General features: G+C 71.1%; 14 protein-coding genes and 1 pseudogene. 5 read left to right on the top strand and 10 right to left on the bottom strand.

The features are described from left to right. On the bottom strand, positions 1-2088 hold a 2088-nt coding region (locus tag MKL01_RS23035; RefSeq protein ID WP_279604822.1), incomplete at its 3' end, for a DNA translocase FtsK. Between the two features lie 551 nt (positions 2089-2639). Between MKL01_RS23035 and MKL01_RS23030 the strand changes: the two genes are divergently transcribed. From MKL01_RS23030 to MKL01_RS23020, 3 genes are all read left to right on the top strand, one after another. Beyond that, entirely contained in the window at positions 2640-4703 is a 2064-nt protein-coding gene (locus MKL01_RS23030) for an NAD(+) synthase (RefSeq protein ID WP_243907504.1), read from the top strand. Positions 4704-4819: 116 nt separating this feature from the next. Beyond that, positions 4820-5050 carry a hypothetical protein gene (locus tag MKL01_RS23025; RefSeq protein ID WP_243907503.1) on the top strand — a complete coding sequence of 77 codons (231 nt, stop codon included), beginning with the start codon at positions 4820-4822 and terminating at the stop codon, positions 5048-5050. A 291-nt stretch (positions 5051-5341) separates the two neighbouring features. Next, positions 5342-5752, top strand: coding sequence for a PilZ domain-containing protein (locus MKL01_RS23020; RefSeq protein WP_243907502.1), 411 nt, complete (start codon positions 5342-5344; stop codon positions 5750-5752). 3 nt (positions 5753-5755) lie between these two features. On the opposite strand, the gene MKL01_RS23015 is transcribed toward MKL01_RS23020, so the two are convergent. Next, positions 5756-6193, bottom strand: a complete 438-nt coding sequence (locus MKL01_RS23015) for an HIT family protein (RefSeq protein WP_243907501.1) — start codon at positions 6191-6193, stop codon at positions 5756-5758. 165 nt (positions 6194-6358) lie between these two features. On the opposite strand from MKL01_RS23015, the gene MKL01_RS23010 reads away from it, so the two are divergent. Then, positions 6359-7318: a cation diffusion facilitator family transporter gene (locus MKL01_RS23010; RefSeq protein WP_243907500.1), complete on the top strand. Its 960-nt coding sequence runs from the start codon at positions 6359-6361 to the stop codon at positions 7316-7318. Positions 7319-7462: 144 nt separating this feature from the next. Here MKL01_RS23010 and MKL01_RS23005 read toward each other — a convergent pair whose 3' ends face one another. The 6 genes from MKL01_RS23005 to MKL01_RS22980 all read right to left on the bottom strand — a co-directional run bounded on the left by MKL01_RS23005 (position 7463) and on the right by MKL01_RS22980 (position 16000). Next, positions 7463-8317, bottom strand: coding sequence for an SDR family oxidoreductase (locus MKL01_RS23005; RefSeq protein ID WP_243907499.1), 855 nt, complete (start codon positions 8315-8317; stop codon positions 7463-7465). 10 nt (positions 8318-8327) lie between these two features. After that, the gene (locus MKL01_RS23000; RefSeq protein WP_010685332.1) at positions 8328-8507 is read right to left on the bottom strand and encodes a DUF1328 domain-containing protein; all 180 of its coding nucleotides are present in this window, start codon (positions 8505-8507) and stop codon (positions 8328-8330) included. Between the two features lie 111 nt (positions 8508-8618). Continuing rightward, complete coding sequence (locus tag MKL01_RS22995) at positions 8619-9992, bottom strand: chloride channel protein (RefSeq protein ID WP_243907498.1); 1374 nt, start codon at positions 9990-9992, stop codon at positions 8619-8621. A 368-nt stretch (positions 9993-10360) separates the two neighbouring features. Then, complete coding sequence (locus tag MKL01_RS22990) at positions 10361-12523, bottom strand: molybdopterin-dependent oxidoreductase (protein WP_243907497.1); 2163 nt, start codon at positions 12521-12523, stop codon at positions 10361-10363. A gap of 321 nt (positions 12524-12844) precedes the next feature. Then, on the bottom strand, positions 12845-14233 hold the full coding sequence (locus tag MKL01_RS22985) for a deoxyribodipyrimidine photo-lyase (protein ID WP_243907505.1): 1389 nt from the start codon (positions 14231-14233) through the stop codon (positions 12845-12847). Between the two features lie 627 nt (positions 14234-14860). Beyond that, positions 14861-16000 carry a TRAP transporter substrate-binding protein gene (locus tag MKL01_RS22980; protein WP_243907496.1) on the bottom strand — a complete coding sequence of 380 codons (1140 nt, stop codon included), beginning with the start codon at positions 15998-16000 and terminating at the stop codon, positions 14861-14863. A 254-nt stretch (positions 16001-16254) separates the two neighbouring features. On the opposite strand from MKL01_RS22980, the gene MKL01_RS22975 reads away from it, so the two are divergent. Then, on the top strand, positions 16255-16827 hold the full coding sequence (locus MKL01_RS22975; protein ID WP_243907495.1) for a tyrosine phosphatase family protein: 573 nt from the start codon (positions 16255-16257) through the stop codon (positions 16825-16827). Positions 16828-17329: 502 nt separating this feature from the next. On the opposite strand, the gene MKL01_RS22970 is transcribed toward MKL01_RS22975, so the two are convergent. Together MKL01_RS22970 and MKL01_RS22965 are read right to left on the bottom strand one after the other, a co-directional pair. Further along, complete coding sequence (locus tag MKL01_RS22970; RefSeq protein ID WP_243907494.1) at positions 17330-18466, bottom strand: branched-chain amino acid ABC transporter substrate-binding protein; 1137 nt, start codon at positions 18464-18466, stop codon at positions 17330-17332. A gap of 143 nt (positions 18467-18609) precedes the next feature. After that, positions 18610-18841, bottom strand: a pseudogene (locus MKL01_RS22965) (sugar transporter); the annotation flags it as partial.

Below are 18841 nucleotides of genomic sequence, written 5' to 3'. Positions count from 1 at the left end.
GTTGATCGCCACCGACTTGCCCGAGCCGGTGGTGCCGGCCACGAGCAGGTGCGGCATCCGCGCGAGGTCGGCGATGATCGGCTCGCCGCCGATGTTCTTGCCCAGGCACAGGGCCAGCTTGTGCTTGCTCTCGGCGAAGTCGGCCGACGCGAGCAGTTCGCGCAGGTAGACGGTCTCGCGGGTGTCGTTCGGCAGCTCGATGCCGATGACGTTCCGGCCCGGGACCACCGCGACGCGGGCCGAGACCGCCGACATCGACCGGGCGATGTCGTCCGACAGGCCGATGACGCGGCTGGACTTGGTGCCGGGCGCGGGCTCGAGCTCGTAGAGGGTCACGACCGGGCCGGGCCGCACCGCCAGGATGTCGCCGCGCACGCCGAAATCCTGGACCGTCTGCTGCAGGTTGAGGGCGTTCTGCTCCAGCACGTCGGCATCGACCTCCTCGCGGCCGCCCGGGGCCGGCAGGGCGAGCAGTTCGAGGGAGGGCAGCTCGTAATCCGCGCTCTCGATATGGGCGATCTCGAGGTGGCGGCCGGCCGGGATCAGGTGGGCCCGGGGCGCCACCAGGGGAAGCGCCACGGGGGCGAGTGCCGGCGCGGCGGCGACCGCCTCGACCGGCTCGACCACCGCCGGGCCGGGCTCGGCCTCGTCCTCGGCGGGTATCGGCTCCGGCTGGGGCGCCAGCTTGCCCCGGAGCAGGACCGGGCGCGGGACCATCGGGATCACCACGCGCTCGCCCTCGACGCGCTCGGCGTCGGGTGCGGCCGGCGTCGGCGCCGTCGGGGCCGGGACGGGCTCGGGCTGGGCGGCGACGGCCGTCCGGACGGGGCTGGGCTGGCCGGCCGCGCGGATCGCCGCCCGGGCCGCCATGGCGCTGAGAACCGGGGCGCGGCGCGCGGCCTCGGCCACGGGAGCGGCCGGGGCCGGAGCCGCGGCGATGCCGGGCCCGAAGACCAGCGACAGGGCCGGCGGCGGGGCGGGGGGCAGGAACGCGTTCCGGATCGCCGCGACCTGGTCGCCCTGCGGCACGGACCCGGCTTCCATCGCGTTGTCCTGCCCGGCGGCGGGGCGCGGCGGCTGGTCGAACCGCACGAGGCGGTCGAGGACGTAGACCGGCCGCGGTGGCGACGCGCGCAGGGCCACGCCCTCGCCGTGCACGCCGTCGCGGTGTCCCGCGTCGGAGACGGCCGGCGTGGCGACGGGCGCGGCGGCCTGCGGGTCCAGCGCCGCCCAGGCGTCCACCGACGACCAGTCTCCGGCGTCGAACCAGGGCTGCACCTCGGACCAATCCGGCAGGTCGGACCAGTCGCGGGCGGGCGCCGGGACGATTGCCTCGGGGATGGCCGGCGCGGACGCCACCGGGGCGATCACCGCCGTGGAGGCGGACAGTTCGACGGCGGGTCGCACCGGGCGGCGGTCCGGCGTGCGGAAGAAGCGGACCCCCGGCGGGGCGACGAAGGGCTGACGCCACAGGGGCACCATCTCCGCCTCCGGCACAGCGGCATCGGACGGAGCGGGACGCTCCCCCTCGGCCTCCGCGGAGTCGCCGGCGGCGCGGTCGCGCTCGGCCTGCGCGCGGGCCGCGCGCTCCGCGTCCTGGGCCTGACTGGCGGCCTGCGCCTCCGCGCGGGCGCGCTCAAGGGCGAGGCGCTCGACCTCCAGGGCGCGCTGGCGGCGCTCGTGCAGCACCGAATCGGGCGTGCGGGTCCAGCGCACGGCCGAGGGCGTCGCCGGGGCGGCGAAGGCCTCACCGGCCGGGGCGTGCTCCGGGGTGATGGAAGCGGGACGGCGGGGCTGGCGCACCAGCACGCCGGGCGACGAGGCGCCGCGGTCGATCCGGGTCTCGAAGGCCGGCGCGTCCAGCGCATCGAGGCTCGCCCGGTCGTCGAAGACCTGCTCCGGCCAGCGCGGCTCGGACGGCGCCGCCTCCCGCGCGGCGCGCTCGGAGGCGTCGCGGCCGACGAGGGCCGCCGGCGCGGTGAGCCAGCTCGGTTCCGCCCGGCGCCCGGGGGCGCCGTAGGCGGGCCGGGCGGGCAGCCCGGCGGGAGAGCCGGACAGGCGGCGGGTGAGGCTCGCGCGGAGCGCCATCAGCCGGTGTGCCAGGGCCCCCAAGGAGAGCCCCGAGCGGTCGCCGCCCCGGACCGGGCGGGCGGGATCACGGTGGGAGTACGGAGGCCGTCCCGATGCGCGCATGGGTTCTCGAACGATACTCGAAACAGGGATCCGCCGAGCCGCGGCGGCTGTCCTGAGTTAGGCCATTCGTCGTTAACGGAGGCTTGTCGCGGCCCCCACTCCGGAAACCATGCGGCGACCCGGCCGGCGGGGCGTGGCGCGCGGCACGCGCGGGGATACGGGCGCGACCCCACCGCGCGACGCCCTGCGCCAGGCACCCGCGGGTCGCGACCGGGACGACCTGGCGCGGCCGGAAAGATGTGGACAACCGTGCCCGACGGACGGCCCTCGCCGAGCCCTCCCGCGTTCGGCGCCGTCCCGTCCCCGCGGTGCAGCGCGCGAGGCCGGCCGAGGATCGAGGGCCCGGCTAGCCGGCGGGCCCGCGCTGCAGCTCCGGGATGCGCATCGCCGAAGCCCCGGCGCGTGCCATATGGTATCGGGCAGCCCCCTCTTCCGGACAGGCGCCCGTGTCCCAGCCCCCCTCCGAAACGCCGGCCCGCTTCCGCTCCCTCTACCGGCACGGCTTCGCGCGGGTCGCGGCCTGCTCCGGCCGCAGCCATCCGGCCGAACCGGGGCGCAATGCCGACGCCATCCTCGCGCTGGCGCAGACCTGCCATGAGTCCGGCGCAGCGCTCGCCGTCTTCACCGAACTCGGCCTCTCGGCCTACGCGATCGAGGACCTGCTGCTCCAGCAGACCCTGCTGGACGCCGTGGAGGACGCCGCCGCCCGGGTGATCGCCGCATCGGCGCGCCTGAGGCCGCTGCTGCTCGTGGGCGCGCCCCTGCGCTGGCGCCACCGGCTCTACAACTGCGCCCTGGCGATCCAGGGGGGCCGCCTGCTCGGCGTCGTCCCCAAGACCTTCCTGCCGAACTACCGGGAGTTCTACGAGAAGCGCCACTTCGCCTCGGGCGGCGGCGTCTCCGGCGAGACCATCCGGGTCGCGGACCACGAGGCGCCCTTCGGCACCGACCTGCTGTTCCCGGCCGCGGACCTGCCGGGCCTCGTGGTCGGGGTCGAGATCTGCGAGGACCTGTGGGTCCCGGAGCCGCCCGGCATGCGCGCGGCCCTCGCCGGCGCCACGGTGCTGGCCAACCTCTCGGGGAGCCCGATCACCGTGGGCCGGGCCGAGTCGCGGGCACTCCTGTCCCGGGCGGCCTCGATGCGCGGCGCCTGCGCGTATGTCTACGCCGCCGCCGGCCAGGGCGAATCGACCACCGATCTGTCCTGGGACGGTCAGACCAGCATCGACGAGCTGGGCGTCCGCCTTGCCGAGGGCCGGCGCTTCCCGGACGGCCCCGTGGCGACGCTTGCCGATATCGACCTCGACCTGATCGCCCAGGAGCGCCTGCAGGCGGGCAGCTTCGACGACGACGCGCGGCGCCACGCCCTCCCCTATCGCCGCGTGCCGTTCCGGCTCGACCCGCCCGAGGCCGATCTCGGGCTGATGCGGCGGATCGAGCGCTTCCCGTTCGTGCCGGCCGATCCGGGCCGCCTCGCGCAGGATTGCTACGAGGCCTACAACATCCAGGTCGCCGGCCTCGCCCAGCGCCTGGAGGCGACAGGCACCCGCAAAGCCATTATCGGCGTCTCGGGCGGCCTCGACTCGACCCACGCGCTGATCGTGATCGCCAAGGCCTTCGACCGCCTGGGCTACCCGCGCGCGGACATCCTCGCCTACACCTTGCCGGGCTTCGCCACGTCGAACGCCACCAAGGCCAACGCCCACGCGCTCATGAAGGCGCTGGGCTGCACGGCCGCCGAGATCGACATCCGCCCGGCCGCCAGGCAGATGCTCGCCGACATGGACCACCCCTTCGCCAAGGGCGAGGCGGTCTACGACGTGACCTTCGAGAACGTGCAGGCTGGCCTGCGCACCGACTACCTGTTCCGCCTCGCCAACCACGCGGGCGGCCTCGTGGTCGGGACCGGTGACCTCTCGGAACTGGCGCTCGGCTGGTGCACCTACGGCGTCGGCGACCAGATGAGCCACTACGCGGTCAACGCCGGCGTGCCCAAGACCCTGATCCAGCACCTGATCCGCTGGGTGATCGGCAACGGCGAGGTCGGCCCGGAGGAGGCGCGCACCCTTCAGGCGGTCCTCGACACCGAAATCTCCCCCGAGCTTGTGCCGGTGGACCCGGACGACAGCCCGCAGAGCACGGAAGCCACGATCGGCCCCTACGCGCTGCAGGACTTCAACCTGTTCTACACGCTCCGATACGGGTTCCGGCCGTCGAAGATCGCCTTCCTGGCCCTGCACGCCTGGAGCGACCGGGAGCGCGGTTTCTGGGCGCCGGACTTTCCCGAGGCCAAGCGCGTCGCCTACGACCTGCCCGAGATCCGCCGCTGGCTCGGCGTGTTCCTGACCCGCTATTTCGGCTTCAGCCAGTTCAAGCGCTCGGCGCTCCCGAACGGCCCGAAGGTCTCGGCCGGCGGCTCGCTGTCGCCGCGGGGCGACTGGCGTGCGCCGTCCGACGGGTCGGCCCGCATCTGGATCGAGGAGCTGGCTCGAAACGTCCCCGAAACTTGACCGTCACAAACTTGACCGATTGTGCCATTATGAACACGGTCAAGCCGATTCTTCGCAATGCAAGATCTTGTATTGGGAAGATTTAGCTTCGAGGGCGGCCAAGCGGAGGACCTCCGATGCGAAGCTACAACCTGTTTCAGCGCAAGGGTGAGGAAGGTCTCTGCTGCGCGGTGCCGGAGGCCAGCACCGTCCCGCCCTTCATCGGTGCAGGCCGCTGGACCTTCGGCGGCAAGCTCTGCGACGGCGGCCGCCAGCCGCTCGATTTCGACGACCGCGCCGCCGACACCGCCGTGCGCTTCAACGGGTTCTACCTGTTCCAGACCGTGGACCCGCGCTTCATCGCCTGAGCCGACAGTGCGACGCCTGCCGGATGGCGGCTGCCCGGTGAGGCGCAGGACCCGCGACGCCCCTCCCCCCTCGGCGGCGCGAGGGAGGTTCCCGGAGCCGGCCGCCCTGATCCTTCAGCGGCAGCGCGCGAAACGCGCGCCCGGCGCGGCCCGCGCTCTGAAGACCCGTTTTCCCCTTCCGCTACCGCTATTCAGCTGCGCAAGAGGCCTCAAGTCCGGTATCGCGACGAAGATTCCTTAAGGGCTGGCGTGCAGAAGTCGCGGGATCGTCAGAGTTCCGGAGCCGCCCGCATGTCGGAGCATCGCAGAGAGGCGCGCCAGAGGGTCTTCCTCAAGGGTCGCATCGTGTTCAACAACGGGTCGTCGAGCTTCGACTGTCTGGTGCGCGACATGTCCGCCACCGGCGCGCGCTTGGTGATGAGCGACGCCACCACGCTGCCGGAGGCGTTCGACCTGTACATTCCGCAGAAGGACCGGACCTACCGGGCGACCCTGCGCTGGCGCCGCGAGGACGGCATCGGCGTCACCTTCGGCGACGATCCGGCCCGGACCCCGGCGCCCCCGATTCCCGATGCGTTGGCGAGCGAAGCGTCCCTGAGCATGCTGCTGAAGCGCGTCGGCGAGTTGGAGACCGAGAACGCCGCTCTGCGCCGTTTGCTGGCCAGCATGGCGCAGCCGAACGCCTCGGCGGCCGCCCTCTGAACCTCATCCCTGCGCGTCGAGCGCCGTGCGGATCCGCGCGGCCTGCTCGGCCAGCACCGCGTTGTCGGCCATTCCGCCCTCGTGCCGCTTCAGGGGCACGCCCTCGCGCCGCGGGATGACGTGGACGTGCAGGTGGAACACGGTCTGCCCACCGGCCGCCTCGTTGAACTGGAACAGCGTCAGCCCGTCGGCCTCGAAGGCCGCCTTCACGGCGCGGCCGACGCGCTGGACGCTCGCCATCAGGGCGGCGAGCGTGGCCGGATCGGCGTCGAGGAGGCCCCGGGACGGCGCCTTCGGGATCACCAGGGTGTGGCCCTCGCCCTGGGGCATCACGTCCATGAAGGCCAGCGTGTGCGCGTCCTCGTAGACGCGGTGGCATGGGATCTCGCCCCGCAGGATCTTGGCGAAGATGTTGTCGGGGTCGTAGCGGGCGTCAGCCATTCTGCCTCCGGGCATCCTCGAGCGGGCGCAGGTTGCACGGGGCGGCCGCCCGCGTCCACAGAGGAACCGGCGGCGCGTCGGAACGCTTGCACCGCCGCGGCTGGAGCCACGGTGTGGCCTCGCGGCGGGCGCACATCCGGCAGGACTGCGTGCAGGGAGTTTTGGATGGCGCACGAGAGCACGGGGGCGATCTACGCGGCGGCGGGCGCGAATCTCGCCATCGCGGTGGCCAAGTTCACCGGCGGGGCGCTGACCGGTTCGACCGCGATGCTCGCGGAGGCCGTGCATTCGGTGGTCGACACGGCCAATCAGGTGCTGCTGCTCGTCGGCATGAAGCGCGCGGAGAAGCCGGCCGATGACCGGCATCCCTTCGGCTACGGGCGCGAGATCTATTTCTACGCCTTCGTGGTCGCGCTGATGATCTTCCTGGGCGGCGGCGTCTTCGCGGTCTACGAGGGCATCGCGCGGATCCGCCACCCGGAGCCGGACGTGGACGCCGAGATCTTCGGCTACCGGCTGCCGGGGATCTGGGTGAATATCGCCATCCTGGGCTTCGCCATCGCGGCCGAGGGCACGTCGTTCTACGTGGCGATGCGCCAATTCTGGGCCGAGAAGGGCAAGCACACGGCCATCCGGGCGATCCGGCGCAGCAAGGATCCGACGCTCTTCACCGTGCTGGCCGAGGACGCCGCCGCGCTGATCGGCCTGCTGATCGCGCTGGCGGGCGTTGCGCTCAGCCATGTCCTGGGTATGCCGAGCCTCGACGGCTGGGCCTCGGTGGGCATCGGCCTGGTGCTGGTCGGCATGGCCGGGTTCCTGATGATCGAGACCCACGGCCTGCTGATCGGTGAGGCGGCCGACCCCGAGATCGTCACGGCGATCGCCGCGCTGGCCGCCGCCGAGCCGGGGGTGCTCCACGTCAACGAGGTGCTCACCCAGCACCTCGGACCCTCCGACATCCTGGTCAACCTCAGCATCGACATGGCCGACGATCTGAGCGCGGGCGAGGTCGAGGGCCTCGTGACGCGTCTCGACCGGGCGCTGAAGCAGCGCAACCCGGATGTGACCCGGGTCTTCATCGAGATCCAGCAGAAGGGCGATCACGCGGTGCGGGCGGCGGCGTGAGCGGACAGGCTGCGCGGGACGCGCGCCCCTCCCGGGCACGCCCTGTCCCCGCGGCCGTCGCGTAATGGCGCGATCCGCGTCACGGGACGCGACCGCCCCGAGACGGGCCTCGCGACGGGCCGCGCCTGAACGGCGAACGGCCCGTCAGCCGCTCCGGCCGAGCTGCGCCATGCTCAGCGCCCAGACCCGCTCCTGCACGGCCTCGTCGCGGCTCTCGGCGGAGGAGGGCTTGGGTCGGGACTGCGAAAAGTAGCGGCCGGTGACGCCGTCGAGTTCGGGGGCGCCGGCCACGTGGAGGGACGTCTCGGCCCCCTTCTCGGGGGTGGTCAGGAAGGGCCGGATCAGCGACCAGGCGGTGCCGAACAGGCCGCCGGTGTTCCTGGCGAAGCCGGTGTTGATCACCCCCGGATGCAGGGCGTTGACGGTGATCCCGCTGTCGCGCAGGCGCCGGGCCAGCGCGTAGGTGAACAGCACGTTGCCGAGCTTGGCCTGGGCATAGGCCCGCATCGCACCGTAGCGCCGGGCGCCATCGATGTCGTCGAAATCGATGTGACCCCGGTAATGGGCGGCCGAGGCGACGTTGACGATCCGCGGCTTGGCTCCGGCGGCGGCGGCGGCCTGCAGGGTGTCGAGGAGTTCGAGCGTGAGCAGCACGTAGCCGAGGTGATCGAGCGCCCAGGTGCGCTCGATGCCGTCGACCGTGAGCGTGCGCCGGTCGAAGATCGCGCCGGCATTGTTCACCAGCACGTCGAGGCGCGGATAGGCGTCGCGCAGGCCGCCCGCGAGCCGCCGGATCTCCCCCTGGGCCGACAGGTCGGCGACATGCGCATCCACCGCCGCGCCGGGCACGGCCGCGCGGATCCGCGCCGCGCAGGCCTGCACCTTCCCGGCGTCGCGCCCCACGAGGGCGACCCGCGCGCCCCGGCGGGCGAGACCGAGCGCGGTCTCGTAGCCGATGCCGTTGGTCGCCCCGGTGACGAGGCAGGTTTTCCCGCGCATCGCCGCCGTCTCAGAACACCGCTTGGCCGACCGCGAAGGCGATGACCACGATCACGATGGCGATCAGCAGGAACAGGCCGAACAGGATCCGCGCCAGCGAGCCGGCTCCCGAGGCGATGCCGGTGAAGCCGAGACCGCCGGCGATCAGCGAGATCACGAAGCAGATGAGGGCCCACTTGAGAAGAGTCATGACGTCACTCCGGATAGGGCCCGCGCACAGGCCGATCGTCGCTGGCTCAACCGGCGCCAAGCGAGACCGTTCCGCCGACCCCGGCCGGGGCCGCTTATATTCTTAAGCAGGTCAGGCGGTCCTGGCGACGGGCTGCGCCGGCGCGTCGGCGCGCTCCAGCATGATCTCCGCCAGGGTGTGGTAGAGCCCGCCCCGGCAGACCGCCTTGGAGGCGGCGTCGGCGAGCAGCGCCGCCACCATCAGGGGGATCATCATCGTGTGGTTCTGGGTCATCTCGGTGACGATGACGAAGCTGGTGATCGGCGCCTGGAGCACGCCCGTGAGGTAGGCCACCATCCCGATCAGCACGAGGGCCCCCACCGGCATGTCCGGCAGGAAGCCGTGCACCGTGCCGCCGAGGCCCGCCCCTACCGCCAGGGACGGGGCGAACAGGCCGCCCGGGATGCCGCTGATCGAGCTGAGGACCGTCGCGGCGAATTTCAGCGGCGCGTAGGTCCAGCCCGCCGGGGCATCGCCGTTGAGGATGGCCCGGGCCTCCTCGTAGCCGGTCCCGTAGGCGGCCCCTTTGGAGGCGAGGCCGCACAGGGCGACGCACAGGCCGCAGGCCGCCGCGAAGGCGACCGGCCGCCCCCGGATCAGGCGTCCGGCGGCCCCGGGCAGGCCCCGGGCGAACAGGATCACCACGCGGCTGAACGCGCCCCCCGCCAGGCCGCCCAGGATGGCGATCACCGGCACGATCCAGCCGGCGGCGAGCGGCAGCGCGGCCTGGTTCGTGCCGAAATACGTGTAGTTGCCGAGGAGCCAGAGGGACGTCAGGCCCGCCGCCACGATCCCGGCGACGATCAACCCGGAGGAGCGCGCCTCGTAGGCCCGGCCCAGTTCCTCAATGCCGAACACGATGCCGGCGAGCGGCGTGTTGAAGGCTGCGGCGACGCCGGCCGCCCCGCCGGCGAGAAGCAGGCCCGGCAGCCGGTCCGGCGTCAGGCGCCCGAAGGCCGCCATGATGGCCGCGCCCACCTGCACGGTCGGCCCCTCGCGCCCCGCCGAGGCGCCGCAGAGGAGACCCAGGAACAGCACCATCACCTTGCCGAAGGCCACCCGGGGGGAGATCAGCGAGTAGAGGAAGCGCGCGTCCCGGGCGTGCCGGGCGGCGATCACCTGCGGGATGCCCGAGCCCTGCGAGTTCGGGAACACCGTGCGGGCCAGCAGGGCGGCCAGGGCGAAGCCCGCGGGGGTGAGCACCAGGGCGATCAGCGGCGAGGGCGCGGTGAGCCGCCGGAAGCCGTCCTGCGCGAGGTCGGCGCCCTTGGCCATCAGCACGGCGACGAGGCCCACGCAGATCCCGCCCGCCAGGAACAGCAGCCGGCCGCGCCACAGCGGATAGGCCTCCAGCGAGGCGGAGCGCAGCCGCATGATCGAGCGGCGGTAGCGGGAGCGCCGCGGGGCATCGCTCGTCTCCCGCGCGTCGTCCCGTATCTCGACCATGATGGAATACTGCGCCCGCGCTGCCGGAGGGGATGCTATAGCGCACTTGGTCGGGGCTCGCCCCTGTCATGGCGCGACCCGCCGCGGCCGGGGACGGCGGCTTGCCTTTCGGCGGCATGGCCCGGGTCTGGAACCGGACCCGTCGGTCCGGATCCGTCCCCTGCGCCGTCCGAAACGGGCGGTCCGGCGACGACCCTCTTCGAGCCTGACGACGCGGGAAGCCGACAGGCCGGGTGTGTGCGCTGTCGGCGAACCCGCAGGGCTCGCGCATTCCGCCCCAGGCGAAGGTTCAGCGACAGGCCGCCACCCAGAAGACAAGCGTCCCGCAGGACGCTTGTGCGTGTCATCCGGTCGGTGGTGCGGCCGCTTCAGTTCGCGCGGGCGACCTCGACGAGGTTATCGGAGAACGATGGCGCGTGGCCCATGTCGGTGAAGGCCCCCGACGAGATGCTGTTGACCGTGCCCTCGTTGAGCTGACGCCAGTAGCCCAGGGTCGCGACCACGATGCCGGGCTTCACGTCGTCGGTGATGCGGGCCACGCCCTTGAAGGCGCCGCGGTCGTTGGCGACCTGCACGCGGTCGCCGTCCAGGATGCCGCGGGCATCGGCATCGTGCTGGTTGATCATCACGAACTGCTCGCCCTGGCCCTTCTGCTTGTCCTCCATGTTCGCGTAGCAGGAGTTCAGGAAGTAGTGGCTCTTGGGCGAGACGATGTTGAGCGGGTAGCGCTTGGCCAGCGCGGGATCGTTCGTGTGGGACTCGCGCGGGCCGAGGTAGTCCGGCAGCGGGTCGAGGGCCTCGCCGGGCTGGAAGCCCTCGTACATCTGCCGGAACGGCGGCGCGACGAAGTTCGTGGCGCCCTCGACCATCAGCATGCATTTGCCGGTCGGGGTCGGGAAGTTGCCCTCCCGGTGCGGGGCCCGGTCGTCCGGCGTGCCGACCTTGAGCCGGGCAAACCCGTGCTCGCGCATGTACTGGAGGTCGATGCCCTCGCAGGCCGGCGCCGCCCAGTCGACATAGTGCTCCAGGCACTCCGTGTCGGTCCACTTGAAGTTCTCTTCCTCGAACCCGAGCCGGGCGGCGAGCCGGCGGAAGATCTCGTTGTTGGGGATGGCCTCGCCGGGGGCCTCCGCGCACTTGGTGTTGTAGGTCAGGTAGAGGTGCCCCCAGGACAGGATCATGTCCTCCATCTCGGCACCCATCGTCGCCGGCAGCAGGATGTCGGCGTAGGAGGCGGTATCGGAGATGAAGTGCTCGGCCGAGACCATGAACAGGTCCTCGCGCATCAGCCCCTCGACGATCTTGTCGGTCTCCGGCGCCTGCGTCACCGGGTTCGAGTTCCAGCACATCATCGACAGGATCGGCGGGTCGAGCTTCATCTCGCCGGTGAGCGCGCGGCCGATCTGAAGGTTCGAGACCACGCGGGTGCCGTCCGGGATCAGGTCCGGGCGGCAGATGACGTCGAACTTGTAGGGGTGCTCCCAGACGCCGAACTGCGTGACACCGCCGCCGACATGACGCCAGGCACCCGTCAGCGCCGGGATGCAGGTCACGGCCCGGATCGTCTGGCCGCCGCCGTAGTGCCGCTCCAGGGCCACGCCCATGCGGATGGCCACCGGCTGCTCGGTCGCCATCTCGTAGGCGAGCTTGCGGATGTCCTCGGCCGGGACGCCGGTGATCGCCTCCGCCCATTCCGGCGTGCGGGTGCTCGCCCGCTCCTTCAGCTCCGCGAAGCCGACCGTGTGGTTGTCGACGTAATCCTGGTCGACGAGGCCCTGGGCGATGATCGCGTTGATCAGCGCCATGGCGAGCGCGCCGTCGGTGCCGGGCTTCGGCGCGATGTGCCAGTCGGCGGCCTTGGCGGTGCGCGAGGCGTAAGTGTCGATGACGACGACCTTGGCGCCCTTCTTCTGGGCGTCCTTGACGATGGCCCAATGGTGCAGGTTCGTGCTGACCGAGTTGCACGCCCAGATCACGATGTACTTGGAGTGGATGTAGCTGTCCGGGTCGAGGCCGGCGGTCGGGCCGACGGTGAGCAGCCAAGCCGTGCACGAGCCCTCGCCGCAGAAGGTGCGCTCGGTCACCGTGGCGCCCATGCGGTTGAAGAACGCGTCGCCGCCGTTCAGCCCGTGCACGAGTCCCTGGTTGCCGAGGTAGCTGTAGGGCGCGATGGCCTGAGGCCCGTACTGGTCGATGATCGCCTTCCAGCGGGAGACGATGGTGTCGAGGGCCTCGTCCCAGGTGATGCGCTCGAACTGCTTGGAGCCCTTCGGGCCGACGCGCTTCATCGGGTAGAGCAGCCGGTCGGGGTGGTAGTGGCGCTTCTCGTAATCCTTCAGCTTCACGCAGAGACCGCCGCGGGTCATCGGATGGTCCGGGTTGCCGCGCACGCCGACCAACGCGCCGTCCTTGACCTCGAACAGCATCGAGCAGGTGTCCGGGCAATCGTGCGGGCAGCCGCCGAAGAAGGTCTCGGTCAGGCTCTCTGCCTGAGCGACGAGCAGCGAGTCGGGCTTGACGATCTCGTTCATGTGTCCTCCACGGCCGAGCGTCCCGACTTATTGTTCCGGCGGGCCGGCCCGGCGCACCGGCAGGATGCACGCAAGTGCGAACAATTCCAAATTTCGGCCCGGTATAGAGGCCGACCCGGCGCTGGCTCGTCCGACTGACCGACGTTCTGTGATCGGTATATTGCTACCGTCGGCGTTCTGGACCCTCGAACGTCGAGGCCGCCGCCGCGTCAGGGCGACCGCCGCCCGAAGGTCCACCGGCTCGGACGATCCCGGCCGGTGCGCGGGGGGCGTCGGCACACCCGTTCGCCGGCGAGCGAACAGCCGGCCGGAGGCGCGCGCTCATCCCTCCGCCGCGCAGAGCCGCTCCACCGCCCGCACGTACCCCTTCGCGTCGAACTTCTTCAGCGAGTTCTCGCTCTGGTAGCGGACCGTGCCGAAGACCGGGCGGTTCTGCCAGGGGCGGTCGTGCAGGCCGTACACCCAGGCGACGTTGGTGAACGAGTTCGCGTCGCGCCCGTCGAGGAAGTAGCGGTTGTTCAGCCGCAGGGTCCGGGCGAAGCCCTCCTCGGGCGTCGGGGACCATTCGAGGATCTTCTTGCCCCAGTACATCCGCAGCTGGTTGTGCATGTAGCCGGTCTCGCGCATCTCGCGCATCGCGGCGTTCCAGTAGAGGTCGTGGGTCTCGCCGGCCGCGAGCTGGTCCTCCGAGTAGGCCTGCGGGCGCTTGTCCTTGGCGTGCGCCGCCAGCGTCTTGCGCGCCCAGTCGGGGACGGCCTTCCCGTAATCGTCGTAGCCCTCGGTGTAGAAGACGTGGTTCATGGCGAGTTCGCGCCGGACGATCAGCTCCTCCAGGTAGGCGCCCCGGTCGTCGGCGTCGCCGGCCTTGGCCGCCCGCACCGCCAGGGCGATCTCCACCGGCGAGATCTGGCCGAAATGCAGGTAGGGGCTCATGTGCGAGGCGGCCGACGCCTCCGGCCGGTTGCGCCCGGCCCCGTAGCCCGCGAACCCGTCCTTCAGGAAGGCCTTCAGGCGCTTGCGGGCCTGCGTCTCGCCGCCGACGAACCGCTTCACCGGCCCGACCACCCGGTCCAGCGTCATCCCGGCGAGCACGGCCTCCGGATCCGAGATGTCGATCTCGCCCTTCAGCTTGAGCCCGGCGGCTTTGCGCTTCGGCTTGCGCGGCGTCAGCCCCGCGATGAACGGGTCCCAGAGCCGGTTGAGCTTGGGCCGCAGGGTCCGGGCGGCGAATTCGTGCTTCTTCGAGGCCGTCTCCACGGGAACGACCACGTCGCCCTCGACCTGGACGATCCGGGTCTTCACCGCGGCGGTGATCTCGCGATACCAGCCCTGCTGGATGGCGAGGTAGCCGCGGTCGAGCACCAGGAGCGCCGCATCCGCCGCGAGGTCGATGGCGATCCGCGCCGGTGAGGCCTTGCGCATCACGAAGCCGATCCCGCGCTTGTCCAGGCCGGCCTTCGCGTCGGCGAGGCCCTGGAGCAGGAAGGCGTAATGCCGCGCATTGGCCTCGGGGAAGCCGCTGGCGCCGTCGAGCAGGCCGAAGCAGGCCACCACCGGCAGGTCGAGGCGATTGGCCTCCTCGATGGCGAGTTCCAGCGCCGGGTTGAACGTCGCCCGGTTGGCCTGCTGCAGGAGGTAGAGGACATAAGTCCCGTCCGCTCGCGGCGCGACATCGTTGAGAACCCGGATCCTCTCACCCTGGATCGCCATGCTCACCCTGACCCTTGCTGTCCGCCGTGCACCGGAGACTTGGCCGGAGAGCTAGTGCGGACCGGGCAATCGTCTCTCCGCCGGGCCGTCGGGAGAACCCGCAGTCGAACGCGGTCGCCGGGCCGCGTGGCGATCGCTCAAAACTGCGGCTGATCAGGGCCTTAGCCTGCGCAACGCGGCACCGGGAGGCGGAAGGACAGCATTCGTCCGTCCTCGCGGCACCTGCGGCATTTTCGACACAGCGCCGCGCCGTCGCGTGCGCCGACGCACAAAAGGACAGGGCTGCTGTCCTGATGCCCTTGTATTTTTCTCCCACGGGCGCAGATTGTGCAGCGCGGGATGGCGATGGCGTCGCCCTCCCGCAGCCCTTCTTGGGCGTTTCCTCCCTAGACTTCGGGCCGCTCCTTCGGGAGTGGCCTTTTTTCTGTCCGGACCGTGCTGCTCACCGACGCGCCGCCAGGCTTTCGCCGTGGTGCGCTGGTCGCCGCAGGCATCCGGGATGGATCGGCCGCGTGCGCGCTGCTCGCGAGGTTCGCCTGCGTCCCGGAACCCGGACGGCGGTCGACGGGGGGGCGGCCCCGGCCTCCATCTGAGGTCCGACCCGCCGATCTCTCAAGTCGCGACCGCCTACCCGCGCGCCCGGGCCCGGATCATGAAGTTGTCGTAGGTGTATTCCGCCACCTGGAACCAGAGGTACTCCTCGTTGCGGAAGGTGCGCATCGCCTCGTAGACCCGGCGGAAATCGGCGTTCTTGGCGGCGATCTCGGCATAGACGTCGTTGGCGCTCTTGAGGGCGCCCTCCATCACGTCCTGGGGGAAGGGTCGGAGCTGGGCACCGCTGGCGACCAGCCGGCGCAGGGCCTGCGGGTTGCGGGCGTCGTACCGGGCCTGCACCTCCGCGCCGACCTGCGCGGCGGCGGCCCGCAGGAGCGCCTGGTAGGATTTCGGCAGCGCCTTCCACGCCTCGGCGTTGAACCAGAAGTGCAGCATCGCGCCGCCCTCCCAGAAGCCGGGATAGTGGTAGACCGGCGCGACCTTCTGCAACCCGAGCCGCTCGTCGTCGTAGGGGCCGATCCACTCGGCGGCGTCGATCTTCTTGGTCTCCAGCGCCTGGTAGATCTCGGGGCCGCCGATCGCCTGCGGCTGGACACCGAACTTGGCGAGCACCTGCCCGCCCATGCCGCCGATCCGGAACTTGAGGCCCTGGAGATCGGAGAGGCTCTTGATCTCCCGCCGGAACCAGCCGCCCATCTGCGCGCCGGTATTGCCGCCCGGCAGGCAGACCAAGCCGGCCTTGGCGAAGACCTCGGCGAACAGCTCCGCCGCGCCCCCCGCCTGCCACCACGCGGCGGCGCCCCGGGCGTTCAGGCCGAACGGGATCGCGGTGGCGAGCGCGAAGGTCGGGTCCTTGGCCATGCCGAGGGTGGCCGGCCCGTGACCCATCTCCACCGTGCCGGCCGCCACGGCGGTCAGGAGGTCGTCGGCCGCCACCGGTTCGCCGGGGCCCTGCACCTGGATCTGGAAGCGCCCGTCCGTGGCCTCGGCGACGATGCGGCTGAGCGCCTCGGGCGCGCCGAACAGGATGTCGAGCGTCTTGGCGTAGGCCGACGACAGGCGCCAGCGCAGCTCGGGTGCGCCCTCCGCCCGGGCCGGGACGGCGAGAGGGCCGCCGAGCGCCGCGGCCGCGCCCAGTCCGGCGGTCAGCACGGTCCGGCGTCGCGTCCCGATCGCGGCGGGCGGTTCGATAGGGGTGTCGTCCAACGGCATCTCGTCCGAGCGTATCCGATCCGTCCGGCGCGGAATCGCCGGCCGCAGCTAGCATGGCCGCGCCGGTTCTCGAAAGCCGCGGGCGGCGTCGGCAGTTCCCTGGGCCGCGGACGCGCCTCCGAGATTCCGCGCCACGACCGGGACCGGCCTCGCCCGCCGGGCCACCGGACGGGCGAAGCGGTGCCCCGCGCCCGGACCCTGCGGCCGATCCGGCGCGGCTCGAAACGGACGGTGGCGCGTGCTAGGCGCCGGGGATGCGAACCGAGCCCTCCGTCACCCTGCACACCGTCTGCGGCCTGGAAGAGCTGGCCGGCCACGGGACGCGCGGCGTCAGCCACGTGCTGTCCCTGCTCGATCCCGGCACCCCCGAGCCGGAGGCGTTCGCCGCCTACGGCACCCACACCCGCACGACCCTCCGCTTCCACGACTGCCTGGGACCCGGCGACGGCCTCGTGCCGCCGGAGCCGGAGCACGTGGCGGCGATCCTCGATTTCGGGCGGACGCTCGATGGCGCCGGCCACCTCCTGGTCCATTGCCATTACGGCCTGTCGCGCTCCACGGCGGCGCTGCTGATGCTGTTGGCGCAGGCCGAGCCGACGGTTCCGGCCGACGCCCTGGTGGCGCGGCTCCACGCCCTGCGCGAGCCCGCCTGGCCGAACGCCCGGATGACCGGCTTCGCGGACGCGATGCTCGGCCGGGAGGGGCGGCTCAGCGAGGCGGTGCGGCAGCTCCACGCGCGACAGTTGCGGGTGCGGCCGCATCTCGCCGAGCTTCTGCGCGGCCTGGGGCGCGGGGCTGAGGTGGATGCGGCGGAAGGCCAGGGATAGAGGTTTGACGATGATCAAATGGAATTTTAATATTGTCTTAATTTTAAGTTCAGGCGATGAATTAGACTTACACCTCCATGACACGCGCCATCATCGCTTTTAGCGTAGATGATTTCGATCCTCTTTCAAGAGTTGATCCTGTATTGCTCGCACAGCTGCGATCGTGTCCCTGAAAACACGACCTGCCTGCAAAGATCAATATTTTTTGAATTAATCTCCATTTGAATATAATACTTTAGTAGAAAATACGATATTTCAGGCCAGTCATTTAGATCTATCGATCCGTCAAAAAATCGAAGGTGCCTATTTTTACTCGATTGACCGTGGAAGATAACATTCCGATCGACTTTCCGGGCGCGGGCGCGTCAACAGCTCGACGGAGGGAAGTTTGCTGCGCCGGATCGACTGGACCGCCCAGGCGACCGGCGAAAGCCGATCCGCCTTCGGGAGTCAGGCCGCGAAAGCTCGACTGTCGGCCGGCGCTCCGCACCCCGCCCGACGCTCACTTCCCCGCGGGCGTGAAACTCCCGTCCTTCCACACGTAGAGCACGTAACCCTGCGCGGTGACGTCGCCCTTGGCGTCGAAGCCGACCGTGCCGAGCACGAGGTCGAACCGCTCCGTGTGCAGGGCCTGGGCGATCGGCTTCGCTGCGGCCGAATGGACGAAGTTGCCGGCCGCCACCAGGGCTTGCATGGCCGCGTAGCCGTAGATCGTCGAGCCGGTGGGATCGACGCCCTCGGCCTTGAAGGCCTTCACCACGCTGGCCGCGGCGGGCTGCCGGCTCGGGTCGAGGTAGAAGGTCATCAGCACGCCGTTGCTCGCCGGCCCGGCGATCTTGGCGAAGTCCGGCGTCGCGATCGCCGAGGTCCCGAACCATTGCGGCCGGAAGCCCCGGTCGGCGGCGATCCGGACGAGCCGGCCCATCTCGGTGGCGTCGCCGCCGTAATAGACCACGTCGATCCCCGCGCCCTTGAGGCGGTCGACGAGGGCGGTGTCGTCGGCGTCGCTCGGCGAGAACGAGAGCGAGAGCGCCTCGTTGACGCCGATGCGGTTGAGGTTGTCCTTCGTTGCGGCGGCGAGCGTGCGGGCGGCCGGGGTCTGGTCCTGGATCAACGCGATCTTGCGGTCGCGGAACCGCTCGGCCAGCACGGCCGCCGACAGTCGGGCCTGGTCGTCGTCGCGCCCGCAGACGCGGAAGACGGTGGGCAAGCCCCGGTCGGTGAGCCGGGCCGCCACCGACGCCGCGGTGATCATCGTCACGCCGTTCTGCGCGTAGATGTCGGAGGCGGCGATGGAGGCGTTCGAGCAGACATGGCCCACGACGAGGTGCACGTCGGCGCGCACGAAGTGGTTGGCCACCGCCGTGGCGGTGTTGGAGTCGCAGGCATCGTCCTGCACGTCGAGGGTCACGGTCTGCCCGTCGAGACCGCCCATGGCGTTGGCGTCCCGGGCCGCGGCCTCGACCCCGCGCAGCACCTGCTCGCCTACGGCGACGTAGGGTCCCGAGCGCGGCACCGCCACGCCGACCACCACGTCGGCCGCCGCCGGGACCACCGACAGAAGCGCGATGCACAGGCTCAAGGAGACCAGCGCGGGCTGGAACGGCCCGGCTGCGGGGACGACGCGTCCGATCTTCATCGGGCTCTTCTAGGCATCCTAACGCGCGACGGCGACAGGGTGCGGCTCCGTAGCCGCAGGTCCGCGCCGCACGCAACGCCCATACGCGAGCTTGCGGCGAAACGCGATTTTTTTCCGGTGCCGATCCGTACGCCGTCCCGAAGTTACTTCGCGTAGTAGTAGGCGGTCGCCACGGAGGAGAGGCCGCCGGTGACGCCGCTGAAGGCGGTGAGGACCTTGGACAGTTCCGTGAAGGGCGCGTTTGAGACGTAGATCAGGTCGCGGTTGCGCATGCGGAAGGCCTGGGAGACGAACAGGCTGTTGGGGTCGCGCATGTCGATGCGATAGACGGTGGGCACGAGCGGGGTGCCGAGCAGCTTCGAGCCGGGGCTGAGC

The sequence above is a fragment of the Methylobacterium sp. J-070 genome (assembly GCF_022829385.1).
GTDB lineage: Bacteria > Pseudomonadota > Alphaproteobacteria > Rhizobiales > Beijerinckiaceae > Methylobacterium.
Note: the sequence above shows the minus strand (reverse complement) of the source record. Positions and strands in the feature narration are given on the sequence as shown.

Coding starts and splice junctions, on each gene's coding strand:
- MKL01_RS23020 (WP_243907502.1), top strand. CDS start 5,342: ATGTCGGAGCATCGCAGAGAGGCGCGCCAGAGGGTCTTCCTCAAGGGT.
- MKL01_RS23015 (WP_243907501.1), bottom strand. CDS start 6,193: ATGGCTGACGCCCGCTACGACCCCGACAACATCTTCGCCAAGATCCTG.
- MKL01_RS22970 (WP_243907494.1), bottom strand. CDS start 18,466: ATGAAGATCGGACGCGTCGTCCCCGCAGCCGGGCCGTTCCAGCCCGCG.
- MKL01_RS23010 (WP_243907500.1), top strand. CDS start 6,359: ATGGCGCACGAGAGCACGGGGGCGATCTACGCGGCGGCGGGCGCGAAT.
- MKL01_RS22995 (WP_243907498.1), bottom strand. CDS start 9,992: ATGGTCGAGATACGGGACGACGCGCGGGAGACGAGCGATGCCCCGCGG.
- MKL01_RS23005 (WP_243907499.1), bottom strand. CDS start 8,317: ATGCGCGGGAAAACCTGCCTCGTCACCGGGGCGACCAACGGCATCGGC.
- MKL01_RS22975 (WP_243907495.1), top strand. CDS start 16,255: ATGCGAACCGAGCCCTCCGTCACCCTGCACACCGTCTGCGGCCTGGAA.
- MKL01_RS22990 (WP_243907497.1), bottom strand. CDS start 12,523: ATGAACGAGATCGTCAAGCCCGACTCGCTGCTCGTCGCTCAGGCAGAG.
- MKL01_RS22985 (WP_243907505.1), bottom strand. CDS start 14,233: ATGGCGATCCAGGGTGAGAGGATCCGGGTTCTCAACGATGTCGCGCCG.
- MKL01_RS22980 (WP_243907496.1), bottom strand. CDS start 16,000: ATGCCGTTGGACGACACCCCTATCGAACCGCCCGCCGCGATCGGGACG.
- MKL01_RS23000 (WP_010685332.1), bottom strand. CDS start 8,507: ATGACTCTTCTCAAGTGGGCCCTCATCTGCTTCGTGATCTCGCTGATC.
- MKL01_RS23025 (WP_243907503.1), top strand. CDS start 4,820: ATGCGAAGCTACAACCTGTTTCAGCGCAAGGGTGAGGAAGGTCTCTGC.